We start from the raw sequence: 18,586 nt of genomic DNA, 5'->3' as shown, positions 1-18,586 counted from the left end.
GAATCAAATTGACCGAGACGGTGCTCCTTTCATCTTTAGAAAGGGAACTCTTCTCTTTTTCCAAACCCCCGTTGGACAACAAAGAAAGGTCCAATCAGAATGAAGAAATGGGAATTCAACGGCTATCTCATTTGAAGGCATTCAACCATCCCAACATAGGACTCACTCTCAATCCTGCCTGCCTCGAACTTTTAATGGCTAGCAAAAAAAAATGATGGATTCTATGCTTTTGTTGGGATCCCTTAATACCAATTGACCCGTTTTCGCTTGTTAGGAGAATAAAAAAGGGTTGCGTTTAAATGGTGTATGGGTAGTTTTTATCCTCCAAATTCGGAATCATAAGGGCAAGCCAATTTTGGACTTACCTTCCCCTCATGAATTCAAGCGAATCCAATTGGCCGAATCCGTTGCTTTAGGACTAAATTTGTGGCCTCCACAAGCCTTGCACACATTCTTTCTATGGAGTGGTTGGAATTCTTGAGATATACTATTTCCCCTCGCTCCTGCATCCCATACATAACTACATACACAACTTGTCGGGAAAAATGGCATACATTTTCAATGAAACATCATGTTTTTTCTTATTTAGTTGTCATGGACGAAAGGGAATAGTAGATTGAATGAAAATCGCAGGCAGAATAACTTTTTTGATCGGCTTCCCGCCGAATTTTCTCTCAGAGAGAATAAATAGAACTGTTGAAAGGAGGAAATACAATGAAAATGATGATGCCGGTATCTGTCATGCTTTGGATAATGTTGATTAGTGCCCCACTCCTGAAAGCAGAGGTCATTATTGAAACATCTGGAGGAGAAGAGGAAGCGATTTCTCTTGAACATCGTCAGGGAAACCCTCGACCAGGTAAAGCCCCAATGCGGATTGAAGAGCCGGATGGGACGCTACGACCTCTTCCTTCGGGCTCGATACCCGAGAGTCGTATGAGCACGGAGGGCTTACGGGATGTTCGGGATGCGGGGGGGGGGGCAATGGTGAATGTTGAGGGCCGGTTTCAGTCAATCCTGAAGGTGCCTGACGGAGCGGACCATGCGATTCATCATCATGAACCTGAGGTCTTAGAGCCATTGAAACCCTGAAGTTTGTTGGAAGACTCTTTTCATCCATGAATTATTCTAAAGTCGCCAGACTGGGAAACCCCGCTCCTTCTCAGTTACCGATACCCTTTGGCCTCTGCGTGTCTGGATTTCTGGTCGTCTTATTCTTTGGCTGCTTTGGCCCCTTGACCGAGACCTTCGGTGCCACCATTATTATTGTGAATAAAGATAGCCCCGGGGAAGGATTTAACGATCCTGCGCCTTTTACACCGGTGGGTGGAAATACGGCCACCACCCTTGGGGAGGCACGGTTGAAAGCATTTGAGTATGCGGCAAATATTTTAGCGCAGGTGCTGGTGAGCACGGTGGGCATTCGAGTCGATGCTCGAATTGATTCCTTAGGAACAGGAATACTGGGATCGGCCGGCCCCAATACCGTCCATCGGAATTTTCCCAATGCTCCTGTGGCGAATACCTGGTATGTCCAATCTCTTGCCAATAAGCTTGCAGAACAGGATCTGGATCTTACTACCAGTGATATAAGTGCCACCTTCAGTGCAAATTTCACGAATTGGTATTTTGGGCTGGATGCCAATCCCCCATCTGGACAATTTGATTTTGTTACCGTGGTACTTCATGAAATTATTCATGGCCTTGGTTTTTTGTCACTGGTTGATGTGCAAACCGGAGAGAAATTCTTAGGAACCAATGATGTTTTTATGCGTTGGTTGGAGCTTCATGGAGCCAGTCCGGCCAATTACCCCGTAATGACCGATAGCCAAAGGCAATTTGCAAATGTGGCGAGCCCGAATCTTCATTTTGTCGGTGTCAATCTTCAAGGCGGCTCCGGGGCCCTGACGGCCGGGCGAACAGATACTCATGTTCAGATGTACGCTCCAAACCCGGTTCAATTAGGTTCATCGGTGTCTCACTTCACGAACACGATTCAGCCTGATCAACTTATGGAGCCCGGTATAGCTTCCGGAAGGGCCATTCATGATCTCGGGTTAGCTCAACCTCTGTTGCAAGATTTAGGATGGATATTTGAAGCTGGCGTGAGTTTCCCAACTCGGAATGATGTCAACGGGGACGAGAAGGCAGACCTCGTCTGGCGCAACACAAGTACGTGGGCTGTTGCGATTTGGTTGATGAACGGTTCTACGATTGCTTCCTCCGGTTCATTGGGCGTGGTGTCGTCGAAGTGGCAGGTTGCCGGTACTGGAGATGTCAATGAGGATGGGAAAGCAGATGTTATCTGGCGTCGCAGCGATACAGGAACGGTAGCGGTGTGGCTGATGAATGGTCTCACTGTCACGTCGGTGGGTTTTCCGGGTAGTGTCTCTATGGATTGGCAAATCGCGAGTGTGGGTGATGTCAACGGCGACGGGATGGCGGACCTCGTTTGGCGAAACACGAGTAGTGGGGAAGTGACGATTTGGTTAATGAGCGGCTCCACGATTGCCTCTTCCGGTCACTTGGGTGCGGTGCCGTTGGAGTGGCAAATAGCGGGAACGGGAGATATGAACGCCGATGGAAAAGCGGATCTTATATGGCGGAATACCCTTACCGGCGTAGTGGAAGTGTGGCTAATGCAAGGGCTCACGGTCCTGTCAATAGGTTTCACCGGAGGGGTCTCCACGGATTGGCAGATTGCAGGGGTGGGGGATGTGAATGATGATGGGATGGGGGACTTGGTTTGGCGTAAAACGAGTAACGGGGAAGTTGCAATTTGGTTGATGAATGGGGTGACTCTCAGTTCGCCGGGGTTTTTTGGCGAGGTGCCTCAGGGGTGGGAGATTGCCAGCACCAGTGATGTCAATGGGGATGGGCGCGCAGATATAATTTGGCGTAACAGGCAGACGGGTACGGTGGCGGTGTGGATGATGAATGGGCTCACTGTCATGTCGATTGGCTTTCCGGGCAGTACCTCAATCAATTGGGAAATCCAACATTAGGCAAGGTTTAAAAAGAAATCTACAACCTTGTGTTCTACCCAACATTCAGGAATGTGTCTAAATGGTTGTCTTCTAATGCAAGCGAGGTGAAGTGCGAAACGCATGTGAGCGCATTTGCCGGGCGTCTAAGAGATGGTTGGGGATTAAGAGCACCGGTCGTTGTCTTAGTTGTCACGCTGATGCTGGAATTTCCTTTTTTTTCTAATGGGAAGTTATTGTGCACCGCTTTTAAGAGGTGAAATAAATTCGAGCAGTTTGAAATTAGTCCAATTAGGAAGGCATGATCTGGTGATGACAAACCTTTTCCCTTATATGTGAGCATGGATATGCTGACGGCCAATATGAAATGGTGGTGGGCAGCTATGCTTGCGGGCAGCATCTTGCTTGCGGTACCTGGGCATTCCGAGATTGGGGCCATCATAGGCGATGTGGTTGGGCATTTTTTTTCTGCCCTGATCTTAGCCATCGTGCCGATTCTGGGGTATCGTCTGTTTTATGAACGGATTGGTGAAAAAGAAATCACATATATCTTTGGTGCCGCCTGGATCTATCTTGTGTTTTCGCAATTGGTTGGATGGTAAGAACCTACCTTACATAGCACTGAGTTTAGTTATTCACCAGGTTTTAAAGCATTATCTGCATTCCCCCTCAACAAAAAAAAGAGGAATACAGGGCGTTTGAAACTCACCGATGCGGTAGATTGCGAGTCCCCTCCGGTTAAATACTTGATGGCACTTCTGATCACAATGATGCGTTAGCAGTGATCCCCTGCCCTCTCTTTGAGAGCGTTTATCTCGCCCGCAAACTTGATTTTGATTAAATCACGGGGGAGAACATAAACAGACCTGTTGATTTTAGTCATCGTAACGCACGTGTTGGCCTCCTGAGCAGAGAAATTGGGTTACTTTACGGATTCCTTAGGGACCGACTCATGTGAGGTCGATTTTCCTGACAAGGCGGCTTTGAGAAATTGCCCAGGTTTCCTGTGCTTCAGGTGAAGGTTCATCAGATTAGAGGTTCGTTAATACATTGCGTCTGTTTAAGCAAAAGATTGATTCATGATCCATGGGATCCATTTTTCTACAATTATCTTTGTTTTAATGTAAATAAGGTTTGGCAGTCTTCCTGGATTCTTGAGAAATTGGAATTTCTCTTTCCCACGATTCAAGGATCTGACAAAGATTCCGATGAAGCATCCAGACCTAAAAACGGTTGTATCCTGAAAAAAACAAACCATCTGAAAGGGTGGGACGCAAAGCTATGGGCCTACGTCTCGGATTTTGAGATAGGGTTGCCAGGTTGCCAGGCAAGCCACAGAGTCTCCTTGATTATGAGCGGAGTGGCTTCGCTCGGCATGACTCACATGCATAAAGGAGATCTCGTATGTCACACGATCAAGGTTTCTCTCAAATTACCTACCCCCATACCCATTCCTTTCGATCCGTATTTAGGTCATTATGGACCATTGTTCTTTTTCTCTGTCTTTTTTCCTCCAATGCACTGGCGGGAGAAGTCACCCTAGCCTGGAATCCTCCTTCCGCAGAATATGGTGGATTCATTGTCGCCTACGGGACTTCAAGCGGCACTTATTCGGAGACTCAAGATGTCGGAGCTCAGGCCATTTATACGGTGACAAGCCTGACTCCCGGTCAAACCTATTATTTTGCGGTAAAAGCTTACGACCGGGCTCGTAAAATTGAAAGCCCGTTTTCAAATCAGGTGAGTGTTACCTTGCCTATCGTTAATGCGCGTCCTGCTCCTCCAAAGGATGTAAAGGTTTATTGAGATTCGTTTTCTGGGAAAAATAGTTACAAATAGATTGTATTTGGATGGGTTGCATCAACGGAAATGTCGTAAGCCGTTTTCACCCGGGATTTATGAAGCGGGCTCCGTGATAATGAAGTCTCCCTACCTCTAAGGACATTTGCAGAACGAGGATGTTCTGCAAATGTCCTGTTTATAAAGAATTCTTCTCCGGCGTTCGTTAAATAATGGATATGAGGACAGGGTCGATGACCTGAAGTCTCATTTCTCAAGTCCCACTCCGTCGAGATTTTAGTAACTGACCTCAAGAAATTTACATGAAGTCCTGTATTATCCCTGTACCTAACACTGAAGTCTTCCGGTAGAGTTTTATTTGTTTTCCCCACCTTGATCGACTTTATCTTGTAATTTTGGTATTCATCCCCATCTAGAAAAACAGTTTACGAAAAAAACCTTATACTTCACTTATACTGAAGCCAGAAGGACTGTTTCTTGTGCGGGTTCCTATGGTAGGGTCCATCCCTCATCAGGGAACTCATCTTGCAATTGACTTAACAGACTGATGAGGGCACCATATCTAAGAGTTGGTCATGCCCAAAACTATAGAGTATTCTTCTGACTCCACCCCCCCGCACTTCCATCGAATTGAAAATAATAAGGTAGATGTAATGATTAATTTCGTATGGCGAAAAATAAGAGCGGTGCGTCTTTCCCCATTTGCCACAATGCGTGAGCGGAAACGGCCATTTGCTGTTATTCTGAGTGTTCTCGTTGTCTGTGAGGTATTTTCCCCGGTCGGGGGACAGGCTCAATCTTTTTCTGATATGGGACTATTTTATTTTACCGGGTCTCATCGGCCTATTCAGAATCGGGGGGGGCTTTTTCGTGAATATATGACGGGAAATGGTTTAGGGGATGGTATCAAAGCCGGTCCGGTCCTACTCCGCCCGTTTGTAGGCGTATCGGAAGTGTATACCGACAATGTGTTTAAGAGAGACACAAATACGAAAAGTGACTTTCTTACGACCATCGCGCCTGGAATTCAGGCGTTCATGCCGTTTGGCGGAGGTAAGCATTCTGTCCTTCTTGACTATCGTGCTGCCCAATTTCTCTACGCAAAATTTACTGAAAATAATGCCCTGGCCCAAGATGCTCTTGGCCACGTCAGCTTGAATTATCCTGGTGGTCTAGCAATAGATTTGCAGGGAGGCCATTTAGAAGGGTTTGACCCAAGAGGATCGGAAGTGGATACCCAACAAAGGGATATTACCAAATGGAATATGAATCAGTTTTTAGGCCAGATTGAATTTACGGGACAAAAGGCTGGTATTCGTCTTCGCACGAATTTTGACGATTTAAATTACACCAACAATGGGCAGGCTGCCCCGCGTGACCGGAGCCGGGCTGGTGCCAATCTGAGTGTGTTTGTAAGGGTAACTCCCTCAACCCGGGCTCTTCTTGGCGTTCGAGTAGTGAACAATGATTATAATACTAATAAGCAGCAGAATAGTTTCGGTTACGGGGCGTTTACAGGCTTCAGCATGGCACCTACCCGCCAGTTTTCCGGAGAATTCAATATTGGGTACCAGGTTTTAAATTTTGACCACGCGCCTATTTCTGAAGAATCAACTCGTGGTCAAAACCTCCTTGCAAAGGGCTTAAGCCTAGGATCGGAGCAGCAGACTTTCTGGTACATGCGAGGAAATTTGGCCTGGAACCCCACGTCCCGGTTGAGTTTTAATATCCGTCCCTTTTCGAATATTAATCAGTCAGCGGTTCAGGGTACCTCCACCTTTAAACGAATAGGCGTTGACGTTTATGGGAGACAGTCGTTTACGGAACGTCTGGCCCTCAGAGGAAATTTTTACTATGCCAACGATAACTTTAATACGAATAGAACTGATGATCAATTTCGATTCCGAATTGGACCGGAATACCGTACGGTCAAATGGCTGGGTTTTCGCTTAGATTATATTTTCGAGAAGAGAAGCTCAAACATAAATAATTTTGAATTCAACAGTAATACGATCATGCTTTCGATCCAAGGAATAATCTAGTAAGACGGAATGCACTTTTGATTGATTCATTTATTTCTCTCGAGATTGTTTTCTTGACCTTCGCCATTTTTGGGACTAACATTTTTGTGAGTTATTGAGATCGCCCCGTGGCGGTAGTCCTCCTATCCCCTTTTAACAACATGGGGTGAAGTTTTCGGTGAGGATTTTTAATCCAGAAATCCCTTATTTTTTCCGTATGTTCCCGATAGTGAGATCTTTTTTGTTGTGGCAAGAAAGCACCAATGGCTAAGAGACGGTATGGAAAATATTCGTTGGTGGGATAAGTCCATGTTTTTCCGTGTGCACTGCTAGATAAGGAGACTCACAATGAGGCCCAAACAAGGAATGCCTAGATGGATAAGAGGATTGGTGCTAATGGTCTTCTTAATATTTGGGGCACTTGTGGGACAGGGGATGGCATTATCCCCCGAAGTCCCAATCCAAGTTGAAGGTGATCGGCTAACAGGTCATCTCTCACAGGTGACCTTACGAACGGTGCTGGAGCAATTGCAGAAGCAGTTGGGTATAAAATATGAGGCCCCTGTCGAAGAACTGAATAGAGTCATTTCGGTCGATCTTCAGCAAGACAAAATACTTCCGGCCTTGGCCAAAATTCTGGCGCAGTGGGATTATGCGTTTACGGTCAATGCCGCGGGACACCTGCAATATCTCTATGTAACCCCAAAAGCTCCACCAAGAGAAGCCGTTTCTGAGACGAGGAACCCAACAGATACTGGGTCATCTGATGTATTGGGTGAATCGGGTTTGAATTCAGACCGGCAACTGGATCCTGGTCAAGAAGAGGTGGATACCCGTTCATTCCTGTCTCATGAAGGAGAGCCTGGTGATAATTTTGCTCCAGCCTCCTCATCCTTCTCATCTCCAGGAGAAAGCCCTGGCTTACGAGCTCCGGTGGTGGGTGTTCCCATGGATATTCAGCCGGTGCCCGCTGGAACCACAATGCCCATGGTGCCGCCAAGTAGTGCTAGTGGGATGCAGGTAACGCCGCCGGCCAACTCACCGGACATGCCAATCATTCCAGCCACAGCCTATCCACCGATGGAAATTGAGCCGGTGCCCAGCTACCTGCAGGAGGAGATGCTTCGGAATATGCAACCGTAACCGGAAAGTTTAGCTCCAAATAAGAATTTGTTTTTATGGCTGGTTGCGTGTTGGTCTGAGCATGGACGAGGATGAATTTAGGATTCAGAGGTTGGCGCTCCATCTCTTTTTTGCCAAAAGTTGATGGCATGGTGTTGGTTTTGATATAAATTCTCTTTGCCGTATTTGGCCTTTTCCCCCCTCGGTCGTAACTGGAATCTTCCCGAAGCTTGAGTAGGCCATTTCTTTCTAACGCATACCCCAAAATTTATTTTTTAGAAATTTTTTCACTTCCTGGTCGCCCGCCCCTTTGATTTCATTGGTTTATTTACTGGCATTGAGAAACTAAGTGGATGGTTCGAGTCGAAGTCTTATGAGTCAGAATCTCATGAAGGGAGATTAGCGGTGAAAAAAACGGGTTTGCCTGAGGGATAATTAGCATTTGAATTCAAACTCGGTCACTCTTCCCAGTGCATAGACAAAGACCATCTTGGCTAAAATCGATAATTATACATGAATAATACGTACAATCCTTTTTCCCCATTGATCTGTGCCTGGCAGCACAGAACCTTGATAGCTCGCCTTGCCAAGCGAGAGATCGATGCTCGTTATCGAGGGTCGATGCTTGGGGTGATCTGGGCCTTTGTCGTCCCCATGCTGATGCTAGGGGTATATACGTTTGTCTTTTCGGTCGTCTTTCGAATTCGATGGGAGGTGCCCACGGAGGAAAACGGCGCCTTTGCTCTGTTATTATTTTCCGGGTTGATTATTTTTAATCTGTTTTCGGAATGTGTCACGCGTGCTCCTGGTCTTATGCTCGAAAATGTGTCGTATATCAAAAAGGTAGTGTTTCCTCTGGAGATAATGCCTTGGGTATCGATATTGGTGGCACTTTTTAATGCTGCCGTCAGTCTTCTGATTTTGTTGATATTTTACCTCATAGTCCATGGTTTTCCACCCCTAACGGTGTTGCTGTTGCCGGTGGTACTTTTTCCGTTTGTCCTCTTGATTGTAGGATTAGGTTGGTTTCTGGCTTCCATGGGGGTGTTTCTGCGTGATGTCCAGCCGTTGGTAGGCGTGATGACCACGATGATGATGTTTCTCAGTCCTATTTTTTACCCCCTCTCGGCTATTCCTGAAGCCTATCGAGGATTCATTCAGCTCAATCCGTTGACACCTGTCCTGAATGCGTCGAAATCGGTCATATTTTTGGGGCAAATGCCGGAATGGGTAGACTGGCTCCTGTATACGGTTGTTTTTTGGGTGGTCGGTTGGTTGGGCTTTGTATGGTTCCAAATAACGCGAAAAGGATTTGCAGATGTCGTCTAAGAGCCTCTTTAAGAAACCCTCAATCTTCTCGCGGGAAAAGAAGAGGGGAGAGGAAGCTCAACCCACCTATCGCGGGTCGCAAGAATACAAGACGGTGGGGGTAAGTGGGCAATTCGTGCAAGAGGCCAATGACGTCGCCATCCGCGTTCAAAATCTCTGCAAGTGCTACCAGATTTATGATCAACCACAGGATCGATTGAAGCAGTGGATATATCCACGATTGCAAAGATTTGTCGGTAGGCCAGCCAAACAATATTTCTGTGGATTCTGGGCGCTCAAGGAAGTCTCGTTCGAGGTAAAAAGGGGGGAAACCGTTGGCATTATCGGTCGCAACGGCAGTGGAAAATCTACGCTTCTGCAAATGATCTGCGGAACGCTCACCCCAACCAGTGGCAGCATTTTCACCTATGGCCGGATCGCGGCCCTGCTGGAATTGGGTTCGGGCTTCAATGCTGAGTTTACCGGGCGCGAAAACGTTTATATGAATGCCGCAGTGCTTGGACTGAGCAGAGCAGAAACCGATGCGCGTATCGATGACATCATTGCATTTGCCGATATTGGCGACTTCATCGAACAACCGGTAAAAATGTACTCAAGCGGGATGATGGTTCGGCTGGCTTTTGCTGTTCAATCCCAGGTTGCTCCGGCTATTCTCATTGTGGATGAAGCCTTGGCAGTTGGTGATGCAAAATTCCAGGCCAAATGCTTCGATCGTTTAAAGAAACTCAAAGATAGTGGTACAAGCATATTGCTGGTCACCCACTCTAGCGAACAAATTGTGACGCATTGCACTAAAGCACTATTGCTTGAAAATGGTATGGTGCTGGAGTCTGGCCAACCTCGCGTGGTGGTGAATCGTTATATGGACTTGTTATTTGGCAAAGAAAAAAAATCACCAGACGCCGAGCCCATCGTGGCAACCACAACCGCTGCAAACGAGGCTGCGGACCTTAGGTGCTCGTTAAGTTATACGGAAGATGTGTTTGCCACTCGTCCCGGGTACAATCCGCACGAATATCGCTGGGGGGATGGTTCGGCCTCAATTTTGGATTTTCATTTGTCGGCAGATGGGGACATGTATCCATATGCGATTTCGACGGGACAAACGGTCCATTTGGGTATTTCATTTAGGTTTTCAAGTAGCCTAGTGCGACCAATATTAGGGATTACTATCAAAACCAAAGAAGGTGTAACCATCTATGGAGCTAATTCCGAAACACTTGACGCCAAAGAATTCAAATCGTTGGGTCAGCATGGTCAAGTAGCTTACGCCAAGGCTGTCTTCTATTGTCGTCTTGCGCCTGGAGACTATTTTATTTCCTTAGGTATTGCCACCAAGCAGGGCGAAGAAGACACGCCTCACGACAGGCGTTATGACGCGATTCATTTTCAAGTTCGACCAGAAACTAAATTTTTTGGTCTGGTGGACTTGGGTCTCCACTTAACGGCCCAGGAAATTGCTTGATGAAATCACTCCTGTCTAAAGCGGGCTATGGTCTCAATCCCAAAACCAACGTCTGGTCAAGACCTGAATACCCCGGCATTGATTACGATGATGGCGAGATCATCGAGCAACGCCTCGCTGAGATCATTGAGGATGCGAGTGACATTTCTGTTCTGTCCACAGAGTTACGCCAGCATTGCACGGACTGGCCGTCTCTGTATCACCTCAGCAGCACCCGAGCTAATATTTTGCGTCCATTTCAAGGCATGTTGGAAGCCACGGATGTCCTGGAAATTGGCGCGGGATGTGGCGCCATTACTCGTTATTTGGGGGAGTGTGGGGCCCATGTCCTGGCTTTGGAAGGAACTCATCGCCGTGCAAGTATCGCGCGATCACGCACCCGTGATCTTCCAAACGTCATTGTGGTGTCGGACAGATTTGATGACTTCAAATGGGATCACCAGTTTGATGTCATCACACTCATCGGTGTGCTCGAATATGCAAACCTGTTCACGCCGGGGGAAGATCCTGCACTCGGGATGTTACAGCGAGTGAGAGCCATGCTGAAACCCAATGGGAAGTTGATTGTTGCGGTTGAGAACCAACTGGGTCTTAAATATTTTACTGGCGCACCTGAAGATCACATTGGGAAAGCTATGTATGGTCTAGAGGGACGATACCGCAAAGACCAGCCACACACGTATGGGCGCAAAGTGCTTACAGAGATGCTCAGACAGGCCGGTTTTGCAAGTTCGGAATTCATGGCGCCATTCCCTGACTATAAGTTGCCAGCTTCAATCCTAAGTGAAGGTGGGTTTTTATGTGAGGGGTTTGATGCCAGTGCCCTGGCCTGGCAAAGCGTCAAGCGCGATCCACAACTGCCGCCACTTCTGGCAATTTCACCTGAACTGGTTTGGCCGGTTCTTATGCAGAACGGAGTGGCGTTGGACTTGGCAAACTCATTTCTCATCGTGGCGGGGATATCTCTCAAGCACGTGTTGGATCCGTTTATCCTGGCCTGGCATTTCACAAGTGAACGATCCAAAGAGTTCTGCAAGGAAACGCGGTTCTTATCAGTCGACAATGGCGCAATTGAGGTTCAGTACTATCCCCTTGTGTCCGGTTCAACCATGCATATTCACGGGCGACTATTGACGTTCAACATTCCAGGAAAAGCGGAATATGTGCACGGTAGGCCATTGTCTCAAGAGCTCATCCAGATTGTCACTCGGGATGGCTGGTGTATAGAAGAAGTTGCCACATTTTTAAAGCGATACCTTCAAATACTGCTTTCGATGAACGTATCTGGCGAAATTTCTTCGCCGATCGACTCTCCGGACATACCGATACCAGGTAAACTTTTTGACGCTCTTCCGCAAAACATCATCGTTTGCCATGACGGAACATGGCAGGTCATAGATCAAGAATGGACATTGAACGATGACCTATCGGTCGGCAGGATGATTTTTCGTTCACTGCATTTGCTCATTCATTCGGTGACGCGCTTTGGCACAACGGACGATGACTCTCTTGACACGCCATTAAGATTTTTTCTGGCAGTATTCAAAGCCATGGGGTTTGCCATAACCAATGATACGATCGAACGTTACGCCAAGCAGGAGATAGAGTTGCAAACCGAAGTTGTCCGGCGGCCGTTGAACTATAATGAATTTCTTCAATGGCTGCGCACGACTCCTTTGCCTCGTCAAAATTTGAATCAAGCCCTGGTTGAGCGAGATGGTCAGATCGACAATCTCAAACAGGCTGCGGCTGAACGCGAAATGCAGATCGTCAGTCTCCATAAGGCCGTGGCTGAGCACGAACGGATTGTTGGGGAATGGGATCAGCGTTTTGGCAACCTGTATGCCCGACTGCTGACGAAAGAGGAAGAATTACGTCGCATGCATTCATCCTTGCTATGGCGAAATATCAGCAAAGTAAGGATCTTGAGGGAACGGCTGTGTCCAGAGGGCTCATGGCGTGGAAGGGTTTGCGCAAGTTTGGTGCATTGGTTGAAGGGCTCAGATCTTCCTGTGACACAAAGTCGCCAATCCCCCGGTGGCTCGCTTGATCGAGTCCTAACGAGTGCAAAATCCCTATTGCCAGTTTCCCCTCACCGAAAACATCAATTGGTGTCTTTTGTCTTTGGACGGTTCGGCTCTTTCTTTCAACAGACGGAAAGTTACCGGCGGTGGAGAGACATGCAATTGCCTGTCCTTCATGAATCGGGAAATCCGCATTTCTCTCCTCAGAATCCTCCTCGTCAGCCGGTTTCTCTCATTCAGCTTGAACCGGGTGGGATCACCACGCTCATTCAGTCCTTCAACTTCACCGAAGCGGAGCAGCCCTTGGTGTCTATCGTGATCCCTGTCTACAATCACCTGGAATACACCGTTTGTTGTTTGGCTTCGATTTTAAGGCATGTGCCTCAGTGTAGCTTTGAGGTGATCATCGTTGACGATGGGTCTCAGGATGAAACCCCCAAAATTCTTCCGGATGTTCAGAACATTCGTTATTGCAGGAATGAGACCAATATTGGATTTCTCCATTCTTGCAATAGGGGTGCAACATTGGCTCGCGGCCAATATCTGTTGTTACTGAACAATGACACGCAGGTGCTTGAGGGATGGCTTGATGAATTGGTGAACACCTTTCAAGAACAATCAGAAGTTGGCCTTGTGGGTTCAAAATTGCTGTATCCCAATGGTGTGCTCCAGGAGGCTGGGGCCATTATTAATCCGGATGGCTCAGCGGAACTGGTGGGGTTGAATGGTGATCCTGACAGGCCTGAATATAATGTGGTGCGGGAAGTCGATTATTGCTCCGGGGCCTGCTTGCTCATCAATGCCGAGTTATTTAAGACCTTGGGTGGATTTGATGACATCTATGCACCCAGTTATTGCGAAGATTCGGATTTAGCCTTCCGGGTGAGAAAGTTGGGGAAGCGGGTCTTCTATCAACCGCGTTCCGTGGTCGTTCATCATCTCAGCGTCAGCACCAATGATTCCAGGCACGCGAAGATGCCTCTCATTGCGAAAAATAGTCGGATTTTCATGGAACGATGGAGCGATGAGCTGAAAAAGCTTCATGAGGTTCGTGCGATCGCGTTTTTTCTTCCACAATATCACCCCATTCCTGAAAATGATCGGTGGTGGGGCAAAGGTTTTACGGAATGGACGAATGTGACGAAAGCGCGACCGAATTTCCAAGGTCATTATCAGCCCCATTTGCCGGCGGATTTGGGATTTTATGATTTACGTATGCCTGAGGTACGAGAAGAGCAGGCGCGGTTGGCTCGCCAGTATGGCATTTCGGCCTTCTGCTATTACTATTATTGGTTTGCCGGAAAGAAACTGCTGAATCGTCCCCTTGACGAAGTGCTGCAATCCGGTTCTCCGGATTTTCCGTTCTGCCTCTGTTGGGCCAATGAGAACTGGACGAGACGATGGGACGGGTGTGAGGAGGATATCCTCATCGCACAGAGTCATACCCAGGCGGATCATGCGGGCTTTATTGCGGAGATTGCCCCCGCGCTGTTGGATCCACGATATGTCAGAATACATGGAAAGCCCTTGGTGATTGTGTATCGCCTCGGCCAGTTTCCGGAGCCGAAACGGACTGCGGATTTGTGGCGGGAATACTGCGTGAACGCGGGAATTGGAGAAATTTACTTAGCCTATGTTCAATGCTTTGATCGGATGCCGATGGGAGACGATCCAAGTCTCTACGGGTTTGATGCGGCTATTGAATTTCCCCCTCATCGGTATCCGGTGCAAGCTGAGCTCTCACAACCCTTGATTAATCCTGAGTATCAGGGCGTGTTGTTTGATTATGTCCAGACATCCGAAAACTTTTTACGAAGACCTTGGCCATCCTACAAACTCTTTAAAGGCGTGATGCCTTCGTGGGACAATACTGCTCGCCGGCAGGATGTCTCTCATGTCTTTGTGGGTGCAACTCCCGAACGATACGAATACTGGTTGCGACAGGTCGTTGAACAAACACGGCGATTCCATTTTGGCGATGAACGAGTTGTCTTTATTAACGCGTGGAATGAATGGGCCGAAGGGAACCACCTAGAGCCTGATCGGGAATTTGGTCATCAATATCTGGTGGCTACCAAAAACGGCCTGGGATAACGGACGGTTCTCGATTTTCTGTAAAAATGATGATGTTTACGTGGTTCAATGGAAAACATGATTTCCTTCAATATGTGACTCAGATTAAATCGTATCAACTCGAGGCTGAGCGCTATCTTTCTTCGCAAAGTGCGGTTGCCGGATATTGTTCCGCATGTCGGGGGGTAAGGAAATTCACCGTAAATGCTGGAGTCTATTTCGGACCTCTCCCTAATCTCCGGGAAGGATTAGTCTGTGAGTGCGGGTTGGGAAATCGCAACCGCCTGATCTATTCGGCCATTGCATTGGAGACGGAAAATTATGCTGATGTGCAGTTGGCTATATTGGAGAGAACCTCTGTTTTATATCAACGTCTTCATGAAATCTACCCAGGGATTATCGGATCTGAATATATCGGAAAGGATATCCAGGGCGGAACTATGCATACCGCGTGCGGAATCTCCGTCCGACACGAGTCTATTACAGGGCTGTCATTTTTATCATGTTCGCTTGATGTGATTGTTCATAATGACGTGCTTGAGCATGTCTTTGACTATAAAAAAGCCTTAGAAGAACTTTATCGGGTTCTGAGGAAGGGTGGAACTCTCATCTTTACCTGCCCCTTTTTCTTCAGGCTTGACCGGGAGATTCAAAAGGCCCGGATCCTGGCTGATGGATCTCTCGAGTTCTTGATGGAGCCCGAGTACCATGGTGATCCGATTAACCCTCAGGGGGCGTTGACGTTTTATCACTATGGCTGGGGATTGTTGGATGATTTAATCCGGTGCGGTTTTTGCGATGTCCGTGTGGGTGTCAATTACGATGTGTTTTCTGGATTGGTCTCGAATAATCATCCCGAATATGAATATGGCAATATGCTTCCCATTATTATTCGTGCGGTGAAGTAGTGGCTTTCCGAACTGACAGATTGTGATGTGTGTCTGATGAGTCTTCCGGGATGGCAAAGCGTTCATCATTCATTCAGGAAAATCCTGCGTATGGTCAATTTATCTGAACAACCGGAAAGCGCGAGAGGTGAGATGGGGGCCTTGTGGCTGGATCTGCCTGATGCCGAACAGGAGGCTGAATCACGAGCCGCTCGGTATCCTTCGCACTATCCCAGGATGGCCAAGGAGATGATCACCGATGGATTTACCATTTTAAAGGGGGTGATTGAGCCCGGTCTTTGCGATGCGGTGGTCAGTGATTATCAACGATACCTTGAAACCCATAAAAGATATGCCGATCAGTATATCGATGCCAAGGGGCGCCATCACAGACTGGTAAATTTCCATATGTCTTCCGAGAATGCCATGAAAATCGGATGTCACGATGAAATTATGAGGGCGTTAGATTATCTCTTCGGGTATAAAGCCGGCATTTATACGTCGTTAACCTTTGAATATGGCACCGAGCAGCCCATCCATCGTGACGCCCCTTTTTTTCATACCTTTCCTGTCAACTATTTTGTTGGCGCCTGGTGTGCGCTGGAAGACATAGAGCCCGATGCCGGTCCATTGATGTATGTGCCTGGAGGTCATCGATTTCCTTGTGATCAGCATGCGATCTATAAACGGGTTCGTGATGAAAACCCTGGTCAGTTGGATGATTGGTTGGTGCGCCATGCTCTCGAAGCTTATTATGGGGAAGTAATGTCCCGATCAGGAGCCATCGGAGCAACGAAGCAGGCGGTGTTGCAAAAGGGCGATGTCGCCATTTGGCATCCTCAACTGCCTCATGGTGGTGCCCCTGCAGTCAATCCACAGAGGACTCGGCGAAGCGTGGTATTTCATTGCGCACCGGAGACGTTGCAGGTCTATCAGCACGATGTCTTTTTTCAGTTTGAGGACTCCGGGTTTCCTCCACCACGTTATGCCTTCGGATCATATCAGGGCCGGAATTATGCTCTTGCAGGGGAAACGGCATTTCAATAGCCGTTGTCCGCTATAGAACGCCAACGATGAGTATGTCGTAACATAGTCGAACAATTTTTCTCTCCTTCATGGATTGTGAATGGGCTGAAGAATTGGAGGTGGGTTGTTCTTCATGCTTTCCTTTGTTTATTTAAGTAGATCCTTCCGGATGCAACGGGAGGAATAGGTGTTCAGGACACATATGAAAAAGGTCGTAGGCTAATCAATGGGTACTTTTGTGGATTTTGTGGGCGTGGCAAAACAGGCGGTTCGTCATCATGGAGGCATCACCATGGTATTCCGACGTCTGTGGCAGGTGGTAGCCTTGGAAGGATTTCCCGGGCTGAAGAAAAAAGTAAGGCAATTGCTGGCTAATCGAAAGGCCTTTGTGTCCAGTGGCGAAACAGATGGAATGATCCAATTAGAGACAGCCCCCATTATTGAAAAAAATTCCAGTTCCCCGAGGGCTGTCCTTGCCCCTGGTGCCCTTCTACTGGGCCATCCCTATGAAGTGCTTGGTATGGGGGAGCATGTCCGATTGTCTGCCGCGGCATGTTCAGCAGCGGAAGTCCCATTCGGTATTCGAAATGTTCAGGGAGAGTATGGCATCCATTTGGCCGGCATCCACCAGGATTTCCCTTTCATGGATAAGATTTCCAGAACTGGAGCCTATCGGGCCAATATATTTCACATCAATGCGGATGAGATGGGAAATGCTCAAATTCACCTGGGCAAGGACCTTTTTGCGGATCGGTATAATATTGGGTATTGGGCATGGGAGTTAAGCCATTTTCCCGATGCGTGGTGTCCATCGCTTCAACTGGTGGATGAGATCTGGGCTCCTTCTCGATTTATTGAACAGGCCATTGCCGATAAAACCGCTTCCCCGGTCATCAGGATGCCCCTGGCCGTGGAATTTCCAGAGCCACAGGGGATGACCAGGGAAGCCTTCGGCTTGCCAGAGGATCGATTTTTGTTTCTTTTCTTTTTCGATTTTACCTCCTATGTCCATCGCAAAAACCCTCATGCGGTCATTCGGGCTTTTTTGCAGGCGTTTCCCGATCTCTCGGATACGCGAGTCGGATTGGTTATTAAGATGAATGGGATGGGTTTGCGTCCAAAGGAATACCAGGCGTTTCTTGAATCCATTGATGGTGAGGATCCTCGAATCATCTTGATGGATAAGGTGTTGACTGACCGAGAAACCAAGTCCCTGGTCAAGCTGTGCGATTGTTTTTTGTCTCTGCACCGGTCAGAAGGCTTTGGCCGGGGGCTGGCGGAAGCCATGTATCTCGGGAAGCCGGTGATTGCGACCGGATATTCGGGAAATCTTGATTTTACCAACGCCCACAATTCGTGCCTGGTCGATTATCGACTTATTCCAGTCGGGGACCAGGAGTATCCGTTCGCAAAGGGCCAGAAGTGGGCGGACCCGGACATTGAACATGCGGTGTGGTTTATGAAGCGAGTCGTCAATGAGCCGCATTATGCGCAGACAATTGGGCAACATGCGGCGGACTTTATTAAAACCTATCATAGTCCATTGGCCGTGGGAACCAAATATCGAGCTCGCCTTGCCGCCTTGAAGATCGTGTAACGAGTCCCAAAGGATATAGATCATTTTTTATCTTATGTTGTCCGTTCGGTAAACTCCTCTCAATGGAGGCTTCTCCCCCGCAAGAAGCGTGGAAAGTTACAGACCATAGCGGTGAGAGTGACATGGCCATGGTCCGGGTATAATCAATGGGAACTTTCCTTAAATTTGTTGGTATGACGAAACAGACTGTTCGTTCCCATGGCGGGGTCACGATAGTTTTGCGGAGTATATGGCAGATCCTTGTTTACGAAGGATTCC

At 47.7% G+C, this 18,586-nt stretch carries 12 protein-coding genes and 1 riboswitch; all 12 genes read left to right on the top strand.

What is annotated here, in order from left to right:
- Nucleotides 1–714 precede the first annotated feature (714 nt).
- The 12 genes from LX98_RS14465 (at nucleotide 715) to LX98_RS14410 (ending at nucleotide 18,328) form a co-directional block, all read left to right on the top strand.
- Nucleotides 715–1,092: a hypothetical protein gene (locus tag LX98_RS14465; RefSeq protein WP_496429577.1), complete on the top strand. Its 378-nt coding sequence runs from the start codon at nucleotides 715–717 to the stop codon at nucleotides 1,090–1,092.
- 26 nt (nucleotides 1,093–1,118) lie between these two features.
- A complete protein-coding gene (locus tag LX98_RS14460; RefSeq protein WP_496429576.1) occupies nucleotides 1,119–3,005 on the top strand; it encodes an FG-GAP-like repeat-containing protein in 1,887 nt (628 codons plus the stop codon).
- 326 nt (nucleotides 3,006–3,331) lie between these two features.
- Nucleotides 3,332–3,586, top strand: coding sequence for a hypothetical protein (locus LX98_RS14455; protein ID WP_496429575.1), 255 nt, complete (start codon nucleotides 3,332–3,334; stop codon nucleotides 3,584–3,586).
- A 636-nt stretch (nucleotides 3,587–4,222) separates the two neighbouring features.
- Nucleotides 4,223–4,312, top strand: a riboswitch (cyclic di-GMP riboswitch).
- Nucleotides 4,313–4,388: 76 nt separating this feature from the next.
- Nucleotides 4,389–4,790 carry a fibronectin type III domain-containing protein gene (locus tag LX98_RS14450; protein WP_496429574.1) on the top strand — a complete coding sequence of 134 codons (402 nt, stop codon included), beginning with the start codon at nucleotides 4,389–4,391 and terminating at the stop codon, nucleotides 4,788–4,790.
- 647 nt (nucleotides 4,791–5,437) lie between these two features.
- On the top strand, nucleotides 5,438–6,826 hold the full coding sequence (locus LX98_RS14445; protein WP_496429573.1) for an outer membrane beta-barrel protein: 1,389 nt from the start codon (nucleotides 5,438–5,440) through the stop codon (nucleotides 6,824–6,826).
- A 375-nt stretch (nucleotides 6,827–7,201) separates the two neighbouring features.
- Nucleotides 7,202–7,948 (top strand): hypothetical protein, encoded by a 747-nt coding sequence (locus tag LX98_RS14440; protein WP_496429572.1) that lies wholly within the window; start codon nucleotides 7,202–7,204, stop codon nucleotides 7,946–7,948.
- A 492-nt stretch (nucleotides 7,949–8,440) separates the two neighbouring features.
- Nucleotides 8,441–9,256: an ABC transporter permease gene (locus LX98_RS14435; protein ID WP_496429571.1), complete on the top strand. Its 816-nt coding sequence runs from the start codon at nucleotides 8,441–8,443 to the stop codon at nucleotides 9,254–9,256.
- Nucleotides 9,246–10,721 (top strand): Wzt carbohydrate-binding domain-containing protein, encoded by a 1,476-nt coding sequence (locus LX98_RS14430; protein WP_496429570.1) that lies wholly within the window; start codon nucleotides 9,246–9,248, stop codon nucleotides 10,719–10,721. The genes LX98_RS14435 and LX98_RS14430 overlap by 11 nt, the downstream gene beginning before the upstream one ends.
- Nucleotides 10,721–14,839, top strand: a complete 4,119-nt coding sequence (locus tag LX98_RS14425; RefSeq protein WP_496429569.1) for a glycoside hydrolase family 99-like domain-containing protein — start codon at nucleotides 10,721–10,723, stop codon at nucleotides 14,837–14,839. Before LX98_RS14430 ends, LX98_RS14425 begins: the two co-directional genes overlap by 1 nt.
- A gap of 74 nt (nucleotides 14,840–14,913) precedes the next feature.
- On the top strand, nucleotides 14,914–15,726 hold the full coding sequence (locus tag LX98_RS14420) for a methyltransferase domain-containing protein (RefSeq protein WP_496429568.1): 813 nt from the start codon (nucleotides 14,914–14,916) through the stop codon (nucleotides 15,724–15,726).
- A 90-nt stretch (nucleotides 15,727–15,816) separates the two neighbouring features.
- A complete protein-coding gene (locus tag LX98_RS14415) occupies nucleotides 15,817–16,752 on the top strand; it encodes a phytanoyl-CoA dioxygenase family protein (RefSeq protein ID WP_496429567.1) in 936 nt (311 codons plus the stop codon).
- A gap of 205 nt (nucleotides 16,753–16,957) precedes the next feature.
- Nucleotides 16,958–18,328, top strand: coding sequence for a glycosyltransferase (locus LX98_RS14410; RefSeq protein WP_496429566.1), 1,371 nt, complete (start codon nucleotides 16,958–16,960; stop codon nucleotides 18,326–18,328).
- The last annotated feature ends 258 nt before the right edge of the window (nucleotides 18,329–18,586 follow it).

The organism is Nitrospira marina (assembly GCF_059568365.1).
Note: the sequence above shows the minus strand (reverse complement) of the source record. Positions and strands in the feature narration are given on the sequence as shown.

Bases quoted from the DNA above. Each gene is read 5' to 3' on its own strand.
- LX98_RS14450 (WP_496429574.1), top strand. From the start codon at position 4,389: ATGTCACACGATCAAGGTTTCTCTCAAATTACCTACCCCCATACCCAT.
- LX98_RS14410 (WP_496429566.1), top strand. From the start codon at position 16,958: ATGGGTACTTTTGTGGATTTTGTGGGCGTGGCAAAACAGGCGGTTCGT.
- LX98_RS14465 (WP_496429577.1), top strand. From the start codon at position 715: ATGAAAATGATGATGCCGGTATCTGTCATGCTTTGGATAATGTTGATT.
- LX98_RS14425 (WP_496429569.1), top strand. From the start codon at position 10,721: ATGAAATCACTCCTGTCTAAAGCGGGCTATGGTCTCAATCCCAAAACC.
- LX98_RS14440 (WP_496429572.1), top strand. From the start codon at position 7,202: ATGGTCTTCTTAATATTTGGGGCACTTGTGGGACAGGGGATGGCATTA.
- LX98_RS14430 (WP_496429570.1), top strand. From the start codon at position 9,246: ATGTCGTCTAAGAGCCTCTTTAAGAAACCCTCAATCTTCTCGCGGGAA.
- LX98_RS14460 (WP_496429576.1), top strand. From the start codon at position 1,119: ATGAATTATTCTAAAGTCGCCAGACTGGGAAACCCCGCTCCTTCTCAG.
- LX98_RS14415 (WP_496429567.1), top strand. From the start codon at position 15,817: ATGGTCAATTTATCTGAACAACCGGAAAGCGCGAGAGGTGAGATGGGG.
- LX98_RS14455 (WP_496429575.1), top strand. From the start codon at position 3,332: ATGCTGACGGCCAATATGAAATGGTGGTGGGCAGCTATGCTTGCGGGC.
- LX98_RS14435 (WP_496429571.1), top strand. From the start codon at position 8,441: ATGAATAATACGTACAATCCTTTTTCCCCATTGATCTGTGCCTGGCAG.
- LX98_RS14445 (WP_496429573.1), top strand. From the start codon at position 5,438: ATGATTAATTTCGTATGGCGAAAAATAAGAGCGGTGCGTCTTTCCCCA.